This window comes from Lentimonas sp. CC4 (assembly GCF_902728235.1).
Taxonomy (GTDB): domain Bacteria; phylum Verrucomicrobiota; class Verrucomicrobiia; order Opitutales; family Coraliomargaritaceae; genus Lentimonas.
The window spans coordinates 3,913,120-3,934,804 of record NZ_CACVBO010000001.1; the positions used below are offsets into that span (position 1 = coordinate 3,913,120).

Here is a 21,685-nt window from a genome sequence, read left to right on the forward strand (position 1 = left end):
TGTAAATGTGTAAAGTTAGTGGTAAAAAAGCTCCTTCCCTGCGAAGAGAAGGAGCTAAAAGAACCGCTTTCATCGCGAAAAGAAGAAGATACACACTTATGGATAAAAATCCGGGCGGAGCTCGTCCCTCCCGAATGGGTTAAGCTAGAAATCACAATTCGTGATGCGCAGCAGTATCAAGCATCAGTCACTTCATCTTTTTTTAAACGCTCATTCAGTCGATACTCAGTCGCGTAGTCTTTCCCGGGCTTCAGCAAGTTCACTAAATCCGCATCACACAGCTCGCGCAGTGCCGCCAACGTTTCCTTACATTCTGGGTTGTTGATCAGGTTGTTCCTCTCTCCCGGATCCTCTGTAATAAAAAGCCTCGGCTCAGTAAAGAACCGAGGCTTTGAAAGAAACGTGTTGAGCTCTGACTAATTCGAGGTCGCCGAGTCACTGGTCTCGACGTTGTCATTCGGGTCGTAAATCAACCCTGCTGCAGTCACTGAGTTCACGGTCAAAACGAAGGTGCCCGGATTGCGCACTTTGTCCGACGTGTGCGTCGCGACACCAGAGGCATCAGTGACTACACTTACTGTTTGTGCGATCGCACCACTCCAAGCGATATCAACCGTCGCACCGGCGACTGGATCCCCAACAGCATCGACGATTGTAAGACTCGCCACGCCGCGATGACGTTTGCCGCCATTGGTTGACTCGGCAATCACTGCAATGTCCGAGACAGAACACTCAGCTGGCACGTCGACGTTGATCGTCATTTCAGCTGCCACAGGAGGATTGATACCATCATCGACTTCAATGAAAAAGACGTTATCACCTCCATCGCTCACGCTTGGAGTGCCCGTCAATTTACCATTATCAGGAGAGATCGACAGCCATGCAGGACCGGAGATTTTAACATAGTTCAAATCATCTGATTCTGGATCGGACACCCGCCAGTTGACATACGACGTATATGCCACGTCAGCCGTCGCACCCGTTTGCGTGAAGACCGAATTGTTCCAGACAGGAGGCAGATTGGCTGGCGGTTCAACATAAGTCACCTCAAGGAACGCACCTTGGCTACCCTCGCGTGAACCCAATTGACCAACAGAATCACCGACTTCCTTAATCATAAAGGAGACCGTTGAGTCTGCACTCACCGCACTCGTCACATCAAGGCCGGAATAAATACCGACTTCAGGATCAAAGCTACCCACCAATGCACCTGCGGTCGGTTGATTGTCCCAAGTCAACGCGCCCTCATCCCATGTGGAATCGACACTATACACTTCCAACGCATCGCCTTCATCCAACGAATAGAGGAACAACTTCACGTCTTGAATCGTGCCATTCACGGTCGGCACGCTGAACTTCACGAAGCTGTTACGCGAAAATGAATTCGACGCTTGTGTGCGCACTTCAATGTAGGCACGTGTCCCGAAGTTCGTCGTCGCACTGCTTGATTTCGAATACGTATCTTCTGCGACATCCACAAATAGAATAGGATCTGCAGGCGCTTCGAAGTAAGGCGATTCACGCACAAAGACTTCGAGGTCGAAATCAACCGATGCTGTGCCGTCTGAAACTTGCACGCTAAATACATTGGAGCCTGACTCACCCGCATTTGGCACACCTGTCGCGAGGCCCGCATTTGAAATCGCCAACCAGCTTGGACCGGACAGCAAAGTATAAGTCAGCGCATCCCCATCTGGGTCATACGAACGATCAACGAGGTCGGCGACGAATGTTTGACCGACAAGAGCATCCGCAGTCTGTAGTGGATTTTCAACGACTTCAGGCGAGTGATTGCCTACACCCACTGGGAACACACGTTCACCCAAAGCAGATGTCAGTAGCATCGGCAAGGTATGCATCGTCACGACTTCAGAGACCTTTGCACTATCTCCCGTGGCGGTGAGCAACGTAAGTGTGCCATCACCAACGTTGTCGTCCTGGATGCCAGGAATCACACCACCGACCGATTCGTCAGTCGGATCTTTCAGGCGCGGCTGGCTACCCGAACCACGCGCACCCATGTAATAGCTGCTCGCAGCGGCATTATTCCCCAGAATGTAATCCCAAGAGCGTGTGCCACAGTCGCGCGCATCCTGCCAACCGAAGACATCTGCGACCATCAGCATTTGCGGGCCGATATGTGTGAGCTTACGGCTCCAGCCATTACTGACTGCCGCGGCACCCGCATTCTCTGGCACGCCCCAAGGTGTCGGATTGTTTGCAATCCAGTAGTCCTTCCAATCTTCCATCTGCACCTCGATCGCAGCAGCGACATTGCTCGCAGCCACTGAGTGGTAACGGCTCAAATGCAAGACAGAGCCCGAGTCGGTCAAATCACGTTGACGATTCGTATGCACGCCCGGCCAGTCATCTACCGAGCTCAGGTTCTTATAAATCCCGCCTTGGTAACGTGCTTCTAAGATACGCGCATCGGCATAGTTCGCATATTCCGCAGCACCGGTCAGCAAATATAATTCCGTCGCCAGATTGATGACATTGCTTTGAGCACCGCGGTAATCTTCACCGTTCTTATTGCCCAACACCGTAAAATTATTAGGCAGCCCATTGGCATCCACAGAGCTCTGCACATAATCCCACGCATCCTCCGCAGCAGCCTGCGCCCCAGCCGAACGTGTCGCATCGACGCCGTCGAGCGCCTGCGCCAATAGAGCGAGCCCAGTGCCAACACGTGCCGTCACGCCTGCATCCGTATCCGTGCTCCACAGATACACCGTCGGCGAAATACGGAATTTACCCAATGGGAAACTACCATCCGTATTTTGCTCCAACTGAAAGTGATCCACCAAATCCTGCAGCACAGGAGTCAAAGTCGCGCTCTGCTCGGTTGAGCCTGCGTAGATGTGAGATAAGGACAAATATTTAGCAGCCGTGCCAGTGCGAGCCATCTTGCTATCGCGAGACGTCGCATCGTAAAAACCACCCGTCAGCGTATGCTGCGAAGTGAGTTGCGTATAGCCGTTATACTCTTCGCCATTTGCTTCATCAATGGTATCTCCCGAAGTCGGCACCACTTGTGTCGCCAAGAACCCATCAACAAAATCAGACCAGCTCAGTTCACCGCCATTCTCAGCACGGACAGAGCGCATCGCATCTTCACTCACAGTGAAATGCTGTGTTAAGCCGTCCGCGGTTAAGGTATACTGACCTTCAGTCGTCAAAGAAGTGAGGTCCGCTTGATAGAAATGCAGCCCCCATTGGTTGCCCCAATAGCTCATGACACCACTGAGTTGCTGTGGACCAGTCACGGTAAAATTCACCGTGGCCAATGCATCACGCGTCAAAGTCACCACCTTCTGCTGTGCAGGCGCATAGCCCGAATGGTTGACGCCCAATTTATGTGTGGGCGTATGCTCAGAAATAAACGGACGCCATTGACGATCATACTCACCGTTCTTTTCAGACAAGACACCGAGGCCATCATGATCCACCGGATTTTCTGGAGTCGTATCTTCGGAGTGCCCCAGCAACAATCCACTCGCAGGATTGACGATTTGTATATGCTGGTCACCTAGATCTACGACTTCCCAGAGTTGAGAATCCGCACCGGTCAATGCCTCCAGACCAATTGAAGTGCCTTCCGTCACACCGCCACCAGCGACCGTGACATAAGTGCCATCCGACTCAGATTGAATCGTGAACAAATTCCCACCCGCAGCATTAAAGATAAAACGGCGACTGCCGTCATGCCGTGCCGATGCAAGACCGAGCGAACTGCCCTGCTCTTGCAGGACCCAACCGTCTAGACGGCTTTCGAGAATATAAGGTTCACCGATTTGAATATCGGCGAGAGAATGCTGAGTAAAGCTCAGCCCAGCGCAAAGCGCAGCGGACGCACGCAGTGCGCGTCTAAAATAAGTCTGACTAGACATAATCGGAGTAAGGGGTTGATGTTGTGGGGTATTTGAATGCGACAATCACACTCAGATTCAATTAGACCAACTTTCGCCTTCAATTAGCTCAACTCGCAAATCACATGAAGAAATTCATCTTTCAAATGCAGGCGTGCACTTGAGATTTTGCATCAACGTCGCAGCGATTAAGCACCTTCAACACGGCCTAACGGACAACAATAACGACTCTTTTAGGCGAAGAGGAAGATGGCTGAAGCCACGAAAAAAGTGACTCAATAAGAGAACTACAGTCACGACGAGACCTATAAATATACTCACACAACGACCGAAATTGAACGACACCCCAAAGGAGATGAAATTGATCCGCCGCTACGGGCGTGATCTCGAGATTTCCGTGAACAAGATCAGAATTTAATATTAAAAATATGTTGAACCGTTAATGAACGTCAATGCACGTTAATAGGATACCATCAACACATGCGGCTAACACCACCCTGAGACATTTTCAGGTGGTATGATGCCTTCCCACAATCTCAGCGAACACTACGGTTAAATTTTTCACCGGTTTAAGTCACGAGTTGCTATTAAATATTTAAGTAACTTCTCAGCACCGACTTCCTGCTTTAGCTCAATTGCCACTTGGACAGTTGAAATGATTCACGTTCATGAACGTCCATTAACGGTTCGAGAATCTACGCTTCACCCCTCAAGTTGAAACCGCAACACGGTTTTCAATTTCTCAGGTGCGGTCTTGCGGAAATCCGAAAGGTAGATTTCGCGGTGTAACTTGGACAGGCGCTTAACACCTTCGGCAGCGGCAAAATCCTCCATCACTTGAAAGGTCGCGGCCTCAGTTTCATAAGGCCCGACATGTAGCATCTGGATACACGGGCCCTCCTCGATCGTCTCAAACTGGACTTTGTCTAGAAGTGGATGCGGCTTCTTCTTGTTCACCATCTCCCAGATCTCCTGATAAAAGGCATCGTCCACAAAGTCAGGCTGCCTAAGCATTAGCTGATAGACTAAATCATCCTTATTGATCTCCCCAGTAAAAGTCTGCTTCGCCTCATCGGTAATGTCCCAGACACCTTCAAGTGGATAGACGGTATAGTCGTAATGCCCTGCGGGTGCGCATCCCGGCTTCTTGGCAGTCATCTTGATGCCATAAGCCAACGAATAGAGTGCACCAATACATTCAGCAAACGCCGCGCCATTGGGATTCCCCGCGCCCCTTAAAGTAATAAACTTAAACGCCGGAACAGTCACGATCTCGGGCGTTGCTTTGGGAATATAAAGCGCCTTCTCACGCTTTCTCCACTCATGCTTGTCGGTTGGTGATGTCATATGGGTTACGGGGTTAAAACTCACAGAGAACTGAGCTCTAGCGAAATAGGTTACTTCGACTGATTACCTTACTCTGAAAGGACACGAGCCCGCACAGCATTATATTCGGACTCTGAGAGTTGCCCTAAGCGCCTCGCCTCATCAATTTCGCTAAGTTTATCGGACAGCGATTTCTGCCTAGTGGTAGGCGCTCGATTGATTTCAACATCGTAGAGTGCCACGACGGGTTAGCCTTCTTGTAATTGCGCGATTCTCGCCACAAGCCCCTGGCGCTTCTCGACTCGAAAGCGTTCAGGCAACTCATTATACTCAGGTATCGTGCCCATCCAGCCATCGACCTCCAAAGCGAAACGTAATGCCTCACGCTGAGCAGCCGCAGCTCCTTTTTTAAAGCCATGATACTCCCACTTTATGCTGGTTCGTATGTGAGTGGCATCAAGGTCGACGTAGAGGTAGAGTTGCTCACCGCGACCAGCTGGGCGCGAAAACCACACCCGTTGCCCTTCTTCACTATGAACCCCAGCCCAAGAATCCAGTTCTGATGGAGAGGAGGTCCTGCTAAACCCTGCCAATGTAAGAAAGTCCTCGAACTCTGAATACACTTTCATGCAATCCGCTGCCGATTCAGCATGAAACGAGCTTCCCGCAAAAGTGGCCGAAGAATACCCCCGGCCCGACACCCAGAACTTAGTGCCAAGAATGGCGACTAAGACTAGGACCAAGATCACTGATACGTGTTTCGATTTCATAGTGTATTTTCAGGCTAATGTTACAGGAATGGCGCGCTGGGGTGATGCTCGGATTCAATCAAAGGGCTGGTTCGGCGGCGCCATCTTCGACTTGTTCTGCTTGTTCTGCCTTACCATATTGGGCTGCAAATCCACAGAGAAAACCAAGGAACGAGAGAATCCCTACGGAGATGATGAAGTTGTCGGCGTGAAAATAGGACAGCTCGACAGGGGCAGCCAGGACAAAGGTGATAGCCGTCAGTGCAGATGCCATCATAATCGCTCCCAGCCAAACTCTGATTGATCGAAACGAAAAGCCTCGCAGCGGAACGAGAAGAAGGCCAATAGCAAGAAGTGTAGTAATCACGGCACCGTAGAAATCCTCCCATGTCATTAGCGACTGATCTAAAACGCCTCGATCTCGAAAGAGCACTTCCGAGCAGAAAGTGATGAGCAGCGCGACGGTTCCGGCTGTGCAGACCGCGCCGGACAAGTGGATCGCCCATCTGATAATCATATGCTTATTCATAGGTTCACTTGTTTTTAATTTTCTGCCGAACGTCGAAGGTATGCATAGATGAGCGCGCGAAATCTATTGTCATATCCTATTTTGTTCAGCTTTTTCCCTGGACATGATTTTATCTTTCATGGCTTGAGGCAGGATTTTGGCTAAATTCAATGGAACTTGATTTTTCAACCACTCACCACTGGAATCAATACTATATATACCTCCTCCGGGATAGCTGAATTGTAATAGAACAAGCCTTGAATCCCCATTGTAAAACCAAGTGCGATCCTCGGATTCCACGTAGAAAAACCAACCGCTGGTGATCTCTACTACTTCCTTGGGGCCAATGGTCTTTGCTATCGTAGGTGTTTCCATCGTCCACGAATAGCTCAAGCCCATATCACTGCTCTCTATGCTTAATGTTCTCTGGCCACCAGCATAGCTAAAGGTGCCAGAATCATCTCGAATAAATGGATAATTCTCGGCGTGTGCTAAGCAACTCGTTAACAGTATAATGATAAGGAAATTAATTTTCATAATTATATTTTTCGCTAAACAAGTTCTTATTGAATTATACGTTATGATTCCCTCACCCCCACTGTCAAACGTTCCATTCGTATGTATTTCCTCCAATCTCTAACACCATATAATGACAATGATCCTAGCGGGATGATCAAAACCAGCCAACACACATTCGCAGCCCTCAAGGATCTGCGCATACCTGTGAATCCGTGGTTCAAATAAACAGCTTATGGAATCGGCTCTGTGGATCTAGAACGCAGTCTAAAGACACGCGCTACCAAGATACTCGCGCAGAGGCTCGGCTATTTTGAACTTCAGCGTGATGGTTAAGCGATAATTAAGCGTCATTAAGCGAACCCGCGCAGCGGCTCTGGGACAGTCGTTGAAGATCATCTATCAATGATGCAATGCTATTGAGTTTAACAGCTCACGACAGAGGCTCTTTAGCTCTGAACGTTCACTAAAGCTTCACGCCACGCAGCATCCAGCCAGCAAATTTCAGGCAAAGAGTGGAGTTGCTTAGTCAAATAATTTACTCCAGAGATATGACGTAAATCATGATACCTTTCCTAATTGTCCTCGGGCTAATTATTATTTCAGCATTCTTTTCCGGATCTGAAACCGGCTTGACCAGTGTCTCGCGGGCAAAAATTCACAGTCTTAAAATGGACGGAAACCGTAAAGCGATTACGGTCAGTAAGCTGCGCGAAGACAAAGAGCGCTTAATCGGTGCGATTTTACTGGGTAACAATGTCGTCAACATTGCCGCATCGGCCATCGCCACCGCGCTGGCGGTCGAATATTTCGGCCCCACTGGTGTCGCCTACGCCACCGCGATCATGACGGTGCTCGTCCTCATCTTTGCGGAAGTGCTGCCAAAAACCTACGCCGTTCGCCACGCAGAGCGGGTGTCACTCGCAGTAGCACCTTTGTTAGTGCTCATCGTTAAAGTGCTCTCGCCAGTCACGCTAGTCGTTCAATCCATCGTCAACCGCTTCTTATCCCTCGTGTCAGTCGCGCCGCAAGAAGAAATCAGTGGCGTCGATGTGCTACGCGGCACCGTGCAAATGTATCACGAGGAAGGCAATGTGCTGACTGAAGATCGCGACATGTTGAGTGGTATTTTCGATTTAGGGGAAACCGAGATAGAAGCGATCATGGTGCATCGCAGCGACATGGTCATGGTCAATGCGGACGACCCGATTGAGGAAATCATAGCGTTCGTCGCCAATAGTTCACTCTCCCGCATACCAGTCTGGGAAGAAAGCCCGGATCATGTAATCGGTGTGATACACTCGAAAGATTTGTTCAAAGCGGCAGAAAACCACAAAGGCAAACCGGAAGACCTCGATCTGAAGCAACACCTTCGCGAGGCGTGGTTCGTGCCGGAAACGACGCGCCTCAAAAACCAGCTCAATGCCTTTAAGGAAAGCCGCAAACACATCGCCCTCGCGGTGGATGAGTTTGGCAGTATTAGCGGACTGATCACACTTGAAGATATTATCGAAGAGATCCTCGGGGAAATTGACGATGAGCACGACACCCCGACCCTGCGTCGTGTGCGTAAATGCCGCGACGGTTCCTACGACGTGAACGGCGACATCTCGATCCGCGACTTAAACCGTGAACTGGAGCTCGGATTATCGGATGACGATGCGACGACACTGGCCGGCTATGTCATGGCAAAAATCCAGAGAATCCCGGATCAGGACGAAATATTGGAGATCAATGACCTGATGTTCAAAATCCTCAAGAAGGAGCGCAATCAGCTTGAACGCATTAAAGTGCGCAAGACCAGCGAACAAAAGCCAGCCGCGGAAGAACCCGAAAAAACGAGCGACGAACCCTCAGAAAATAAACCGTAGCGGGTTGCTCCTCAATTGAAATAGGAATACTGTCCAGCACATGGTGCAGCAAACGGTGCAACGTTCGCGCCCCGTGTGACATTCCCTCTAAATAACTATGCCCGACGAATCCCCCTCCGCCTTCAGTTGGAAATCTGCACTGGATCAAACCTTTCAAGATTTCTCACAGCACGTCGCCGACTATCTACCGCAACTCATTGGCGCGCTCCTGCTACTGCTCATCGGTTGGGCAGTTGCCCACTGTGCACGAATCGCTTCGAAAAAAATCGTCACCGCCTTTGATACGGTGTCCGCAAAGCTCTTCAAGCAGCACCACACCAAAAACGAGCTCTTTAAAAAGTCATACTCCCGAATCATCGGGCAGGTGGTGTTTTGGTGTGTCATTCTATTTTTTGCCGCGGCCAGTGCCAATTTGCTGGGATGGAATGTCTTTTCCGGATGGATGGGAGGCATCGCGGTGTTCCTACCTAAAATCTTAACAGGCCTACTTATTATCCTGTGCGGCTACTTAATCGGCAACGTTGCACAATCACTGCTGTTCAATGCAGACCTAAAAGTCGGCGCGACTCAAACCGCAGTGCTCGCCAAAGCCGTGCGCATCGGGATCCTGATCTTGGCATGGGTCATCGGCGTGGAGCACATGGGCTTGGACATGCATTTCCTAACATGGTTGGTGACGATCGTCATCGGTATCTTACTCGCTGGCGCTTGCCTCGCCTTCGGCCTAGGTGCCAAAGGGATGGTGGCCAACACCGTCGGTGCTCAATACATCCGCCGCAATTGTCGCGTGGGTGAAACGATCAAGCTCGCTGGCTACGAGGGCGAGATCCTAGAGATCAGACAGACCTGTATCATCCTTGATACCAAAGACGGCCGGGCAATTATCCCAGCTAAACTCTTCCATGAGCAAGTCACCCTCGTGTCCACCGTAACGGAACCGTCGACATCAACTGCCGCAGACGCAAGCGAATCGAAATGAGTGAGCATAAAATAGCGCTCGCGCGCGCATTCATCGGATCACACCCAGAAGCTGCGGCTGAAATACTGGAGCAGCAAAGCACGCAAGAGGTCGCCGACTTCTTACAACAAATGCCACCGCACGACGCGGCGCAAGTGCTTCGAAAAATGCTGAGTAAGCGTGCGGCAGAGATCTGCATAAAACTGCCCTTTGAGGCAGGCATTGGAATGCTACGTCACCTCCCCGTCACGGATATCGGCAGCATCCTCCGCTGCCTGACCAATAAACGAAGAGAGCGTTTCATCGCAGAACTCCCAGTGAAAACACGGGTTAGCTGCATTCTAATGCTCAGCTATGCGGAAGATATGGTCGGCGCCCACATCAACCACTCCGTCATCGTCGTGCCGTATGATGCCAATGCCGAAGAGGCACTTCGCATAGTCAAAGCAACCAAGGAGGACGCACCTTCCAAATTCGTTTTCGTGATCGACCGAGAGCGAAAATTGGTCGGCCAGTTTAACTTGGTCGAGTTACTACGCTGCCCCAATGAATTCCCCATCGCATCACTGCTAAATAGCACCTGCAAAACAATCCAAGGGCGCATGAACATCCGCCAAGCCGCCACACACTCGATCTGGAAGCAACACGAACAGATCGCCGTGCTCAACCGCAATGAAGAATTTATCGGCGTGCTACGCCATGCCGATTTGCGCAGTGCCATCGAATTGCTCAACGAGCAAACCACCCAAGCCGAGCAACCCGAGCTCATGGCTGGTATCGCCCAAGGCTACGGCCGCTCCTTGCTCGCACTTTTCCTATCGATGAAAGAGTTTGTCGCATCCGATCTACAGACATTGAAAGGCTCTGAAAAATGACTGAGACCACGACCGCTCCCTCACGTCATATCGACGAGCTCAACAAAGCCTTCATCGTCAATTTCCCAAACGATGCGGCACGCCATATTGCAACGATGCCTGCAAGCGAAGCGGCCATCGCGCTCGTCGACCTGCCCAATCATGCCTTGGTGCCACTCTTTGAAAAATTGAGCCATGGCATCGCCGATGCGATTTTGCTACAACTGCCTGAGAGTCAATCCGCGGCCCTGCTCAGTTTAATGGAGATCGGCAGCGCATCCGCACTCCTCGGTCGCCTCGAGCCCTCGGATCGCGAGCGCTACCTCGCCCTGATGGATGTCAATGTCACCAAGGAGCTGAAGGATCTACTGGAGTATCCAGATGACTGCGCAGGACGCCTGATGCAGACCAATATCATCGCATTCGATGAGCAGGTCACCGTCGATCAAGCCATTGCTCAGATCAAACAACAAAAGATCGAAGCCCTGCATCATCTCTATTTACTCGACGATGCGATGCGACTCACCGGCCAAGTCGACATTCAACGCATCGCACTCGCCGACGGAAGCCGGAAGCTAAAATCACTCGCGCTCCCGATCAAAGTCTGGGTCAGCGCCCTTGATCCGAAAGACGAAGCCATTGACAAGCTCAACAAGCACCGCCTCGACTCACTCCCGGTCGTGGATATTGATTTCAAACTCGTCGGCACGATCGAAGGTCAAAGCATGATTGATGCCCTGCGCGAGGATCTCGTCACCAACATGCAAACCATGGTCGGTGTGAGCAAAGAAGAGCGCGCACTTTCCAGCAGTTGGTTCGCCGTTAAGAAGCGGCTCCCCTGGCTGCAGATCAACCTGCTCACCGCCTTCCTCGCTGCCGCCGTCGTCGGGATGTTCGAAGACACCATCGCCAAATATACTGCTCTGGCGATTCTACTGCCCATCGCGGCCGGACAATCCGGCAACACCGGTGCTCAAGCCCTCGCCGTCACGATGCGCGGCCTCACCTTGCGCGAGATCACGGTGCGCCATTGGTTACGCGTTACGATCAAAGAAATCAGTGCTGGAATGATCAACGGTGTCGTCACCGCAATCACCTGCGGGCTCGGTGTGCTCGTCTGGAGTCGCAGCACCGGCCTGGCCCTGATCATCGCACTCGCCATGATCACTTCGATGACGATTGCCGCCGCCGCGGGCGCACTCGTGCCGATCATCCTTAAAAAGGTAGGGCAAGATCCCGCGCTCTCCTCTTCGATCATCTTAACGACCGTCACAGACATCGCCGGCTTTATGTCATTCCTCGGCATCGCCACCGCACTGTCAGGCATGCTCGAAGTGGGCTAGAAGACTGTCTCACAAATAGAAATAGAACGATTTCCGACCTCATAATCTTACTCATAATCTCAATCCTCTGAACAGGTCCGTGGGGCCTTCTATTTCAACGTTTAGATTATGATTACGATAAAGAGTAAGATTAAGAGCGTAGCAGCCAGGCAACCAATTCACTCGAGTTGCAGATATTTTGAGACAGAAGGCTAATCGATAATCACCGACTCGTATTCTGTAAGAACAATCTGAACCGACGAGCTTTCGATACCCTTCTGGTCTTGGGTTCTGTTCCAAACCTTCAACCTTAATAAATGAGTTGAACCACGAATGGACACGAATCAACACGAATGAAAATCTATAAACACTTCATATTCAAAGCATCTCCCCTCGAATACCTCAGAGCTTCATTAAATTTAAACTTCGCCATATTGGCGACTCATCAGATTCGTGTAAATTAGTGTGCATTCGTGGTTTCTAAAATTGAACCTAAGTCTACTGCCGTATTTAGGTTCAATCGCTGCGATAATGCTAAGGACTCTGCCCTTATCGATTCGACGTAAATCCTTCTCCGCCGACCGCTTCAGTCGGACGCTATAGGAGCCCATCCCCTTGCAGCTTCTGTTTAACTTCTCCAAGGGAAACAGACGGTTCGTCACGACGCTCAGCAATCACTGCCAAATCCTGAAGATCTTCAAGGTCGAGGTAGTCCTTAACTGTGCGCTCTCGAATCAATCGCAAAAGCGTTCCAGTTTATCTCAGCTTCACTCCAAAAGTCCTGCGGTAGGATCGAGTTCTTACGCTGGATTTGAGCAGGCGTCGCTTTGCCAGATTGCACAGCAAGTTGATCTTCGCGGCGAGCCTGAATGCGGGCGCTTACGAAGTCCTTGTCAAAATCTTTAGCTGTGGCGAGAGGCGACATATCCCATAATAGAATGAAATTTCATTCTTTCGTCAAGGTTGAGCTTGTGTGCTGCAAGGAGTGGGAGAATGACCAAAGGGACTATACCGTTGCGCATCAAGCATTGTAATTTTCAATGAACAGCGTGGTCGCAGCGCCCCTCTTCCGGATTTTGGGGTCTGAAGTGCAAGCGTCTTCCTTCAGGCGGTCGCCACCCGCTGGGAGGAAATGATATCGATTGCCGTATCGGTCGAGCACCTGAAGGAATACGACTACACTTTTCACGCTTCACCACTCTGATGGGTTCGAACCAGACGGATTCCCTCTATTTTTGAGTTCAATGCGATCGTTAAGCGCCAATATGCGGCTCCGCACAGCGACTCTGGAACAATCGTCGAATAAGCTGCCCCTAGCGAAGGTGCCCGAAAAGGCTTGAAGCCAGCGGTTTGCGCGGCAAATTACTCCGCTTTTCCAAATTTACGCAGATTTTAATATGAAAACACTCAAATTCGCAGTTCTCCCCGGTGATGGTATCGGCCCTGAAGTCATGGAAGTCGCTCTCGACGTCCTTAAAGCCACTGGCGACAAGTTCGGCTTCGCGCTCGATTACGCACAAGCCGACATCGGCGGTATCGCGATTGATAACCAAGGCGTTGCCTTCCCAGACAGCACCAAAACAATCTGCGAAAACTCGGAAGCCATCTTGTTCGGCTCCGTGGGTGGACCAAAGTGGGAAAGCCTCCCACCCAAAGAGCAGCCAGAGCGCGCGGCCCTCCTACCGATCCGCAAGGCTTTCTCGCTCTACGCGAACGTTCGTCCAGGTCTCCTTTACCCGCAATTGACCGAAGCGTCGCCGCTCAAGGACAATCGTATCCCGAACGGCATCGACATCGTCTGCATCCGCGAACTCACCGGTGGCATCTACTTCGGTCAGCCGAAGTCAACCACCACGCTTGAAAACGGCGAAGAGCAAGCGATCGACACTATGGTTTACAAGACCAGCGAGATTGAGCGCATCGCTCAGGTTGCAATCGACACTGCCAAAGCACGCGGCGGTAGCGTCTGCTCCGTCGATAAGGCCAACGTCCTCGAGACGTCTGTCCTCTGGCGCAAAGTGGTCACTGAATATTTCGCGAAGAATGCTCCAGAGATCAAGCTGAGCCACATGTATGTCGACAACGCTGCGATGCAGCTCGCTCGCGACCCGAATCAATTCGACGTGCTCTTCACTGAAAACATGTTCGGCGACATTCTTTCCGACGAAATGGGTGTCATCTGTGGCTCCCTCGGCATGCTGGCATCTGCCAGCCTCGGCGCAGAGAAGAACAGCCTCGGCTTCCCGTTCGGCTTGTATGAGCCATCTGGCGGCACCGCACCTGACATCGCAGGTCAAGGCATCGCCAACCCTTGCGCACAGATTCTTTCCGGCGCAATGATGCTCCGCTACAGCTTCGGCGAAAACGAAGCCGCAGCCGCAATCGAAGCCGCAGTCGAGAAAGCCGTCACAGGTGGCACTCGCACCGGCGACATCGCCTTCGGCCTCGACTCCGTAGGCACCAAAGAAATGGCCGCTGCGGTGCTTGCAAATCTGTAAACAGAAAATCCAAGAGGAACCGCGAATGGACGCGAATACACGCGAATTTAATGGGCCGAATGCCAAAGAGGTCTATGAAATTATGGGATGTGCCTTTGAGGTGCTGAATGAATTAGGCAGTGGATTAGTCGAGAAACCATATGAAAATTCAATGACTGTTGAATTTGAACTCAGGGAAATTCCGTTTGTTCAGCAAAAACGGTTCCCTGTTCTCTATAAAACAGTCAACGTGGGTGACTACATCCCAGATCTCATCGCGTTCGCGAAAGTGATTATTGATACCAAAGTCATCGATAAAATTACCAACATCGAACGAGCCCAGATGCTCAACTATTTGAAAATCACTGGTCTAAAAACTGGCTTAATCATCAACTTCAGACGCCCTAAGCTAGAATGGGAACGTATCGTTCTCGAAAACCATTCATCCTAATTCGCGTATATTCGCGCCCATTCGCGGTTCCAAACTCCCCGCACATCCTTTCATCATGAAATCCTCCGAAATTCGCCAATCCTTCCTCGACTTCTTTGCTTCGAAGCAACACACCCCGGTGCCGTCTGCTTCGCTCATGCCGCAGTCGCCTGGCTTGCTCTTTACCAATGCGGGGATGAATCAGTTCGTGCCCTACTTCCTCGGCACCGAGAAGGCGCCCTACTCGCCGCCACGTGCGGCAGACACGCAGAAGTGCATACGCGCAGGCGGTAAGCATAACGACTTGGAAGATGTGGGTTACGACACCTATCACCACACATTCTTCGAAATGTTGGGCAACTGGTCCTTCGGTGATTACTTCAAAAAAGAAGCCATTGCTTGGGGTTGGGAGCTGATCGTCGATGTCTGGGGAGTGCCAGCGGAGCGCCTTTACGCGACTGTGTATGCCCCCTCCGAAGGCGACCCGTCTTCGTTCGACCAAGAGGCTTACGACTTATGGGCGAAGCATTTCGAAAGCAAAGGACTCGACCCGAAGAAGCACATCATCAACGGCAACGTGAAGGACAACTTCTGGATGATGGGCGAAACCGGCCCCTGTGGCCCTTGCTCCGAACTCCACGTCGACCTGACGCCAAACGGCGACAGCGAAGGCAAACTGGTCAACATGGACTCCGACCTCTGTATTGAGATCTGGAACCTCGTATTCATCCAATACAACGCAGAGGCCGACGGCACGTTCCGCGATCTCCCGGCGAAGCACGTCGATACCGGCATGGGCTTTGAGCGCGCTTGCTCACTGATCCAAAACACCAAGGGCTTTACCGACTTTTCCGAGAAGCCAACCAATTACGCGACCGACGTCTTTCAGCCAATCTTCCGCACACTCGAAAAGCTCAGCGGCAAGACTTACAAAGACATTTATCCGGAATCCGTCGAAAGCGATAAGTCGAAGCTCTCGACCGAGATGAAAGAGGCCATCGCCTTCCGCGTGATTGCTGACCACATCCGCACACTCTCCTTCTCGCTGGCCGACGGCATTTTACTCGGCAACACCGGCCGCAACTATGTGCTACGCCGCATCCTGCGCCGTGCCGTGCGTTATGGTCGCACACTCGGTTTTTCCAGCCAGCAGACATTCCTTCCAGAACTCGTCGATACTCTCGTCGAAGAATTCGGCGCGGTCTTCCCTGAACTCAAAAAGCGCGCTGATGCGATCAAGGAAAATCTCCAGCGCGAAGAAGCCAGCTTCAACGAAACCCTCGACCGTGGCCTAACCATGTTCGAGCAGGAAATCGCTGACGGCAAAAAGCAGCTCTGCGGTGAATTTGCATTCAAACTTTACGACACCTTCGGCTTCCCGATCGACCTCACTCAATTGCTCTGCGCCGAGCGCGGGCTCAAGGTTGACATGCAAACCTTCGAGAAGCACATGGAAGCGCAGCGTAACCGCGCCCGCAAGGCTCGCACACAACAACTCGTGCGCGCCGCGGACATCGCGACCGATGCGCACACCGATTTTACTGGCTTCGAGGAAGACGAGAGCAGTGCCAAGGTGCTTGAAATTCACAAGCAAGACGACGCCCTGCTGGTCATCACCGACCGCACACCGTTCTACGCAGAAATGGGTGGCCAACTCGGCGACCAAGGCACGCTCACCGTCAATGGCACCGAGTATCCCGTCAGCGCGGTGCAACAGCTCAGCGCCGCACGCGCACATAGCCTACCACTCGACGCGCAGGTCGCAGTCGGCGACGCAGTGAGCCTCCGCTTGGATCCGACACGTCGTCGTCCCATCGAAGCACACCACACAGCCACGCACCTGCTACACACAGCGCTGCACGAACTCATTTCCACCGACGCCGCACAACAGGGTTCGATGGTGAGCCGCACACGCTTGCGCTTCGACTTCAACTCCGGCGCGCTCACTCAGGATCAGATCGATGCCATTGAGCTCAAGGTCAACGCCTGCATTGAAGCGGGTGAGCCCGTCAGCTGGAAGGAAGTCCCACACGCCGACATCAAAGATCGCAAAGACATCCAACAATTCTTCGGCGATAAATACGGCGACCTTGTGCGCGTCGTGCAAATCGGCGGCCAACGCGAGCAGCTTGATGGCGACTCAATGGAACTCTGTGGTGGCACACACGTGCGCAACACCAAAGAAATTGGCCTGTTCAAAATTAAATCCGAAGGCGCCATCGCATCCGGCATCCGTCGCATCGAAGCACTCTGCGGCACCGCCGCCTACGATTGGGTTCGCAGTGTTGTCGAAAAATCCGTTGCCGAAGAAAAAGAACTGCGTGCAAAACTCGAAGCCAGCAACAAGCAATTAGTTGCCCTCGACGCGGAAGCCATTCAGTTCCCCGAAATGCCTCATGTCATGTCAGGCATGCTCGCTGAAGGCAATTTTGAGCAAAAGAACAAAGTGTTTAAGGATATTCTTGCGAATGTCCAGGGCCTCAAAGCAGCAACCGTCGATGCCGATAAAGCCGTCAAAAAAGCTCAAGCAGCGGGTGCAGCGAAAATCGCCACGGCCCTAATCGCTGAGCAAGATCTAGAGGGCAACCTGGTGCTCAATGCCGAAGGCCCCGCCGCCCTACTGCAAGAATTGCTCAACGGACTCAAAGGCCGCCAATTCGCCAACGCCGCGTTCTGCATCGTTGACGACGGTGAGAAGCTCTACCTCGGCGCACTCTGTGGAGCCACCGCCAAATCAGCAGGCCTCATAGCAGGCAAGTTGATCCAAACCCTCGCACCCATCGCTGGAGGTAAAGGTGGCGGCAAGCCAGACATGGCACGCGGCGCAGCATCTGATCGCGCGAAGATAAGCGAACTAGAAGCCGAAGCAAAGAAGACGCTCGGAGCGTAAGTAAGACATCTACCATTACACAAAAGGCTCACCATGCACGGTGAGCCTTTTTTTGTCCTAATTTCCAAGGGCATACTGACAGAATGCCAGCCGTTCACGATCTGTAACTGAACCTAAGTCTACTTCCGAATTTAGGATAAACTAAACTGAATATTTTTGCTCATCCGAATGAACAAAAAGCATAAAATATAAAATCACCTGCCAAAAAAGATGCACATTTGAGCTCAAACAGAGACGATCCTCGAATCAAACTTGTAAATTGGTTGCTAATACAGACCTAAAGAGACAGCTGGCATTCTCCCTGCTATTCGCAACACATGTTTGATAACGCAGATCTGAAAGAGCTCACAGAGCAAGGCTTCATAGGCGCTATTGCCTCCAATACAAACGGCAATATAATCGAAGCAACCAGCGACGACCTTGAAGTGTTTGGTAGTATATTAGGCTACATCACACAGGTCGCGGACATGATCGGCGAGCCATTCGGCATGGACTCGATCGAAGAAGTTCACCTGAGCAGCTCAAAAACACACGCGGTCTGCATTCCTCAAGAAGATGGCAACCTCGGGGTGCTCTGCGACAACCGAGCCAACGTAGAAGATATCCTAGGACAACTCCTGTAACCATTATTTGAATACCATGTTAACAAAGATAATCAAAAATGTGCTAGAACTCCCGGGAGTCGACGGGGCATGTATCTTAGATAAAAAAGGAAACTTACTCCACAACGCTCTACCGGACTTCTTCCTCGACGACTTCTTAGATGACCTCTCCAGACGAGTTGCTGCACTCTACGAAGCGGTCGATGAAAACTATGTGCCTTGTGACGACTACTTGCTGAAATTCCCGCAAAAATATATCCAGCTACGTCGTAGCCGTAACGTATATTTACTCGTCTGCGTCGACCCTGCGGTTAACTTAGTCTCGCTGCGCATGGTCACCAACATGGTCCTTAAGCATATTACGCCCAAGGCACTTGGGCAGTTACGTGCTGCGCTAGCTGAAGCAGCCGAGATGGAACCCAGCACACCCGCGGAACCTAGCCCGACACCAGAAACGCCTAAAGCACCAGCGACTGCGCCTGAACCAGTTGCTGCAGCTCCTGAACCGGCTCCAGCAGCAATGCCAACTCGACGCGCGATACGCCCGCGACCAACACGCTCTTTCCGCGGCACACACTACTAAACGAGTCGAACGACTCACCTCCTTAAAACTCTGAAGCACAGAGTTAACGCATGATCCATGTCCTAACACAAGATCGTATAGCCAAAAGCCAGCTATCATTGATACTTCGAGAGCTTGGCCAAGACACGACATTCTACACAGAATTCGATTCATTGATCGATGCAGACCTACCTGCGCAAAACTCAGATGCCGTGCTGATCGACTTACACGTCGCACTACCATCAGAGACATTCAGTCAACTCAAAGCGGCACATCCCGAACTCAGGCTCATCGGATTCCAAAACCATGCCAGTGTGGACACAGAGTCACACATCGAAAAACCAGACGGGTTGCACCAATTCTTCCTGCTACCTGCACATGCAGAGCGCGCAAAGACACGAATCAAATCAGCACTCAAAGACAACAGCTCTCCAAATAAGCGAAGCAACAACAGAAAGTCCTACACACAGTCACCATTTACAAGAGCAGCCACACAAGCCCACAAACGCTTAAAGATACCGAAGAAGCACACCACACAAGCGCAAGAGCCAGGCACCACGACCCGCTACGTAACCGCACACAGCGCCGCCACATCAGGACTCATCCAATCGATCAAACAAGCCGCAAAACAACAGACCGCTATTATACTCAACGGCAACGAAGGCGCAGAATTTGAAATCGTGGCACGCGAAATCAACTTCCAGGCCAATGCAGACCGCCACAATATGTGCGTCATCGAGAACGATGAAATCAGCCTCGATACGCTTGAGAAAATTGAGAGCAGCGCGAATCGAAACAAAGAACTGTCATTCTGCTATCTTGGAAAAATCGACGACCTCAACGAAGACTCGATGCAGGCCATACAGCTCTTCATTCAACACTTGGAGCACCTACGCAATCCCCACCTGCGGCTGATCATCGCATATGAAAACGGGTGCGAGTATCTACTACCCAATCGAGTCTCTGAAATCTTCAAATCCATCAAAAAGCGATTCAACCCACTATCGATTCCGGATCTATCCGAACGCAGCGAAGACATCAGTCCGATCTGCCTCAATCTACTAAGTGCTTTACGCACAGCACACCCGTTCTTGCGCGTGAAGAGCATCTCCGACGCTGGCATCGATTATCTAATACAGACACGGCACACGCTCAACTACGCTCAATTGATTCGCATACTGCGCAACTCGATCGCACTGAGCCAGCGTAGCTCCATTTCGCCAGAAGACTTCAAGAATTACGGCGAAAGCGAAACCACTACACAGCATCTGCTAGAGAGCATGGCAGATGAGCAATTTTTTCCTTCATCAGAAGCCGTCAACTCTTAACTAAACACAAAAAACAATGAATACAGACTCATCCATTATGCCATCGTGGCCAAGTAAGCTCGCAAGAATCGCGACACTAGGCTGTGTTGCACTTCCACTCGTGGCCTCGGCACAAGAAGAGGCCCCCGCCTACCTAAGCCAAAACACAGGAGACATTCTCTGGTATCTACTCGCAGCCGTGCTCGTGTTCTTCATGCAGGCTGGCTTTGCGCTAGTCGAAACCGGACTCACTCGTGCGAAAAACGCCTGTAATATCATGATGAAGAACATGCTGGATTTCAGTTTCGGCGTGATCGGCTTCGCAATCGTTGGCTACGCGATCATGTATGGCGATAGCATCGGTGGCATCTTCGGATGGAGCACAGGCTATCTATTCATGGGCGATGCACTAATGGTCGGCAACGATACCGCAGCGACCAACCTCATCTCAGCAGAGTGGCTCTTCCAGGTCGTATTCGCGGCAACCGCAGCCACGATCGCATCAGGAGCAATGGCCGAACGCACCAAATTCATCGCTTACATTTTCTACAGTATCGCCATCACCTGTATCATCTATCCAATCGTCGGCCATTGGATCTGGGCCAGCGATGGTTGGTTAGCAGCACTCGGCATGCGCGACTACGCGGGCTCGACAGTGGTGCACTCCGTAGGTGCTTGGGCAGGTCTCGCCGGTGCGCTGGCACTGGGAGCACGCACAGGCAAATACAACAAAGAGGGCAAGCCACTCCCCATCCCTGGGCACAACATGCCACTGGCGACGCTCGGCTGCTTCATTCTAATTGTCGGCTGGTTCGGTTTCAATGCAGGCTCTACGCTCGGCGCAGTCGACGACATGGCCTATATCGCAATGGTCACCTTAATCGCCGCATCCGCAGGTTGCATCGGCGCAACAATGACTACATGGATGAAGTTCAAAAAGCCGGACTTATCGATGACACTCAATGGCTGCCTCGCAGGCCTCGTCAGCATTACCGCTTGCTGTGGCAGCGTCAGTATTGTGGGTGCGATGTTCATTGGCCTGATCGGCGGCATCTTGGTCGTATTCTCCGTGCTCTTCCTTGAGCAAAAAATGCGTGTCGACGATCCAGTCGGCGCAGTCAGCGTGCACGGGATCTGCGGCATCTGGGGCACACTCGCGATCGGACTTTTCGGCACCACTGCAATTGATAGCGGCCTCGTCTCTGACGGTCTGTTCTACGGTGGCACGCAGCAACTGGGCATCCAAGCAATCGGCGTGCTCGCAGTCTTCGCCTTTGTCTTCCCTACCTCTTTTCTTATTTTCAAGGGTATTAAAAGCACAGTCGGCCTACGCGTCACTGAAGAGGAAGAAATGGAAGGCCTCGACATTAGCGAGCACGGCAACGAAGCCTATGCCGACTTCCAAGTCTACGCCGACCTGCCAGAAGAAGAGTTGGCATAGCCC

Annotated in this window: 17 protein-coding genes; 11 read left to right on the forward strand and 6 right to left on the reverse strand. The window is 51.6% G+C overall.

The features are described 5' to 3' along the window. Positions 1–416 precede the first annotated feature (416 nt). The 5 genes from GZZ87_RS16715 to GZZ87_RS16735 form a co-directional block, all read right to left on the reverse strand. Positions 417–3,890: a DNRLRE domain-containing protein gene (locus GZZ87_RS16715; protein WP_162025420.1), complete on the reverse strand. Its 3,474-nt coding sequence runs from the start codon at positions 3,888–3,890 to the stop codon at positions 417–419. A gap of 681 nt (positions 3,891–4,571) precedes the next feature. After that, the gene (locus tag GZZ87_RS16720) at positions 4,572–5,216 is read right to left on the reverse strand and encodes a GyrI-like domain-containing protein (RefSeq protein ID WP_162025419.1); all 645 of its coding nucleotides are present in this window, start codon (positions 5,214–5,216) and stop codon (positions 4,572–4,574) included. A gap of 227 nt (positions 5,217–5,443) precedes the next feature. Further along, entirely contained in the window at positions 5,444–5,965 is a 522-nt protein-coding gene (locus tag GZZ87_RS16725) for a hypothetical protein (protein WP_162025418.1), read from the reverse strand. Positions 5,966–6,023: 58 nt separating this feature from the next. Next, the gene (locus GZZ87_RS16730; RefSeq protein WP_162071474.1) at positions 6,024–6,461 is read right to left on the reverse strand and encodes a hypothetical protein; all 438 of its coding nucleotides are present in this window, start codon (positions 6,459–6,461) and stop codon (positions 6,024–6,026) included. An 81-nt stretch (positions 6,462–6,542) separates the two neighbouring features. Further along, positions 6,543–6,989 (reverse strand): hypothetical protein, encoded by a 447-nt coding sequence (locus GZZ87_RS16735; protein WP_162025416.1) that lies wholly within the window; start codon positions 6,987–6,989, stop codon positions 6,543–6,545. Positions 6,990–7,531: 542 nt separating this feature from the next. Between GZZ87_RS16735 and GZZ87_RS16740 the strand changes: the two genes are divergently transcribed. From GZZ87_RS16740 to mgtE, 4 genes are all read left to right on the forward strand, one after another. Then, positions 7,532–8,839 carry an HlyC/CorC family transporter gene (locus tag GZZ87_RS16740; RefSeq protein ID WP_162025415.1) on the forward strand — a complete coding sequence of 436 codons (1,308 nt, stop codon included), beginning with the start codon at positions 7,532–7,534 and terminating at the stop codon, positions 8,837–8,839. 97 nt (positions 8,840–8,936) lie between these two features. Beyond that, positions 8,937–9,818, forward strand: a complete 882-nt coding sequence (locus GZZ87_RS16745; protein WP_162025414.1) for a mechanosensitive ion channel — start codon at positions 8,937–8,939, stop codon at positions 9,816–9,818. After that, positions 9,815–10,672, forward strand: a complete 858-nt coding sequence (locus GZZ87_RS16750) for a CBS domain-containing protein (RefSeq protein WP_162025413.1) — start codon at positions 9,815–9,817, stop codon at positions 10,670–10,672. The genes GZZ87_RS16745 and GZZ87_RS16750 overlap by 4 nt, the downstream gene beginning before the upstream one ends. Then, a complete protein-coding gene (mgtE, locus tag GZZ87_RS16755) occupies positions 10,669–11,994 on the forward strand; it encodes a magnesium transporter (RefSeq protein ID WP_162025412.1) in 1,326 nt (441 codons plus the stop codon). Before GZZ87_RS16750 ends, mgtE begins: the two co-directional genes overlap by 4 nt. A 694-nt stretch (positions 11,995–12,688) precedes the next feature. Here mgtE and GZZ87_RS16760 read toward each other — a convergent pair. After that, positions 12,689–12,898 carry a hypothetical protein gene (locus tag GZZ87_RS16760; protein WP_162025411.1) on the reverse strand — a complete coding sequence of 70 codons (210 nt, stop codon included), beginning with the start codon at positions 12,896–12,898 and terminating at the stop codon, positions 12,689–12,691. Positions 12,899–13,370: 472 nt separating this feature from the next. Here GZZ87_RS16760 and leuB point away from each other — a divergent pair, with 472 nt between their 5' ends. The 7 genes from leuB (at position 13,371) to GZZ87_RS16795 (ending at position 21,682) form a co-directional block, all read left to right on the forward strand. Further along, a complete protein-coding gene (leuB, locus tag GZZ87_RS16765) occupies positions 13,371–14,471 on the forward strand; it encodes a 3-isopropylmalate dehydrogenase (RefSeq protein ID WP_162025410.1) in 1,101 nt (366 codons plus the stop codon). Positions 14,472–14,496: 25 nt separating this feature from the next. Beyond that, positions 14,497–14,901: a GxxExxY protein gene (locus tag GZZ87_RS16770; protein ID WP_162025409.1), complete on the forward strand. Its 405-nt coding sequence runs from the start codon at positions 14,497–14,499 to the stop codon at positions 14,899–14,901. A gap of 55 nt (positions 14,902–14,956) precedes the next feature. Continuing rightward, positions 14,957–17,770 (forward strand): alanine--tRNA ligase, encoded by a 2,814-nt coding sequence (alaS, locus tag GZZ87_RS16775; protein ID WP_162025408.1) that lies wholly within the window; start codon positions 14,957–14,959, stop codon positions 17,768–17,770. A 317-nt stretch (positions 17,771–18,087) separates the two neighbouring features. Next, positions 18,088–18,393 (forward strand): hypothetical protein, encoded by a 306-nt coding sequence (locus GZZ87_RS16780; RefSeq protein ID WP_162025407.1) that lies wholly within the window; start codon positions 18,088–18,090, stop codon positions 18,391–18,393. Positions 18,394–18,409: 16 nt separating this feature from the next. Then, complete coding sequence (locus tag GZZ87_RS16785) at positions 18,410–18,955, forward strand: hypothetical protein (RefSeq protein WP_162025406.1); 546 nt, start codon at positions 18,410–18,412, stop codon at positions 18,953–18,955. Between the two features lie 50 nt (positions 18,956–19,005). Continuing rightward, complete coding sequence (locus GZZ87_RS16790; RefSeq protein WP_162025405.1) at positions 19,006–20,262, forward strand: hypothetical protein; 1,257 nt, start codon at positions 19,006–19,008, stop codon at positions 20,260–20,262. 16 nt (positions 20,263–20,278) lie between these two features. Further along, a complete protein-coding gene (locus GZZ87_RS16795) occupies positions 20,279–21,682 on the forward strand; it encodes an ammonium transporter (protein WP_244648148.1) in 1,404 nt (467 codons plus the stop codon). The last annotated feature ends 3 nt before the right edge of the window (positions 21,683–21,685 follow it).

Coding starts and splice junctions, on each gene's coding strand:
- GZZ87_RS16740 (WP_162025415.1), top strand. CDS start 7,532: ATGATACCTTTCCTAATTGTCCTCGGGCTAATTATTATTTCAGCATTC.
- GZZ87_RS16785 (WP_162025406.1), top strand. CDS start 18,410: ATGTTAACAAAGATAATCAAAAATGTGCTAGAACTCCCGGGAGTCGAC.
- GZZ87_RS16780 (WP_162025407.1), top strand. CDS start 18,088: ATGTTTGATAACGCAGATCTGAAAGAGCTCACAGAGCAAGGCTTCATA.
- GZZ87_RS16730 (WP_162071474.1), bottom strand. CDS start 6,461: ATGATTATCAGATGGGCGATCCACTTGTCCGGCGCGGTCTGCACAGCC.
- GZZ87_RS16720 (WP_162025419.1), bottom strand. CDS start 5,216: ATGACATCACCAACCGACAAGCATGAGTGGAGAAAGCGTGAGAAGGCG.
- GZZ87_RS16770 (WP_162025409.1), top strand. CDS start 14,497: ATGGACGCGAATACACGCGAATTTAATGGGCCGAATGCCAAAGAGGTC.
- mgtE (WP_162025412.1), top strand. CDS start 10,669: ATGACTGAGACCACGACCGCTCCCTCACGTCATATCGACGAGCTCAAC.
- GZZ87_RS16745 (WP_162025414.1), top strand. CDS start 8,937: ATGCCCGACGAATCCCCCTCCGCCTTCAGTTGGAAATCTGCACTGGAT.
- GZZ87_RS16715 (WP_162025420.1), bottom strand. CDS start 3,890: ATGTCTAGTCAGACTTATTTTAGACGCGCACTGCGTGCGTCCGCTGCG.
- GZZ87_RS16795 (WP_244648148.1), top strand. CDS start 20,279: ATGAATACAGACTCATCCATTATGCCATCGTGGCCAAGTAAGCTCGCA.
- alaS (WP_162025408.1), top strand. CDS start 14,957: ATGAAATCCTCCGAAATTCGCCAATCCTTCCTCGACTTCTTTGCTTCG.
- GZZ87_RS16760 (WP_162025411.1), bottom strand. CDS start 12,898: ATGTCGCCTCTCGCCACAGCTAAAGATTTTGACAAGGACTTCGTAAGC.
- GZZ87_RS16725 (WP_162025418.1), bottom strand. CDS start 5,965: ATGAAATCGAAACACGTATCAGTGATCTTGGTCCTAGTCTTAGTCGCC.
- GZZ87_RS16750 (WP_162025413.1), top strand. CDS start 9,815: ATGAGTGAGCATAAAATAGCGCTCGCGCGCGCATTCATCGGATCACAC.
- leuB (WP_162025410.1), top strand. CDS start 13,371: ATGAAAACACTCAAATTCGCAGTTCTCCCCGGTGATGGTATCGGCCCT.
- GZZ87_RS16790 (WP_162025405.1), top strand. CDS start 19,006: ATGATCCATGTCCTAACACAAGATCGTATAGCCAAAAGCCAGCTATCA.
- GZZ87_RS16735 (WP_162025416.1), bottom strand. CDS start 6,989: ATGAAAATTAATTTCCTTATCATTATACTGTTAACGAGTTGCTTAGCA.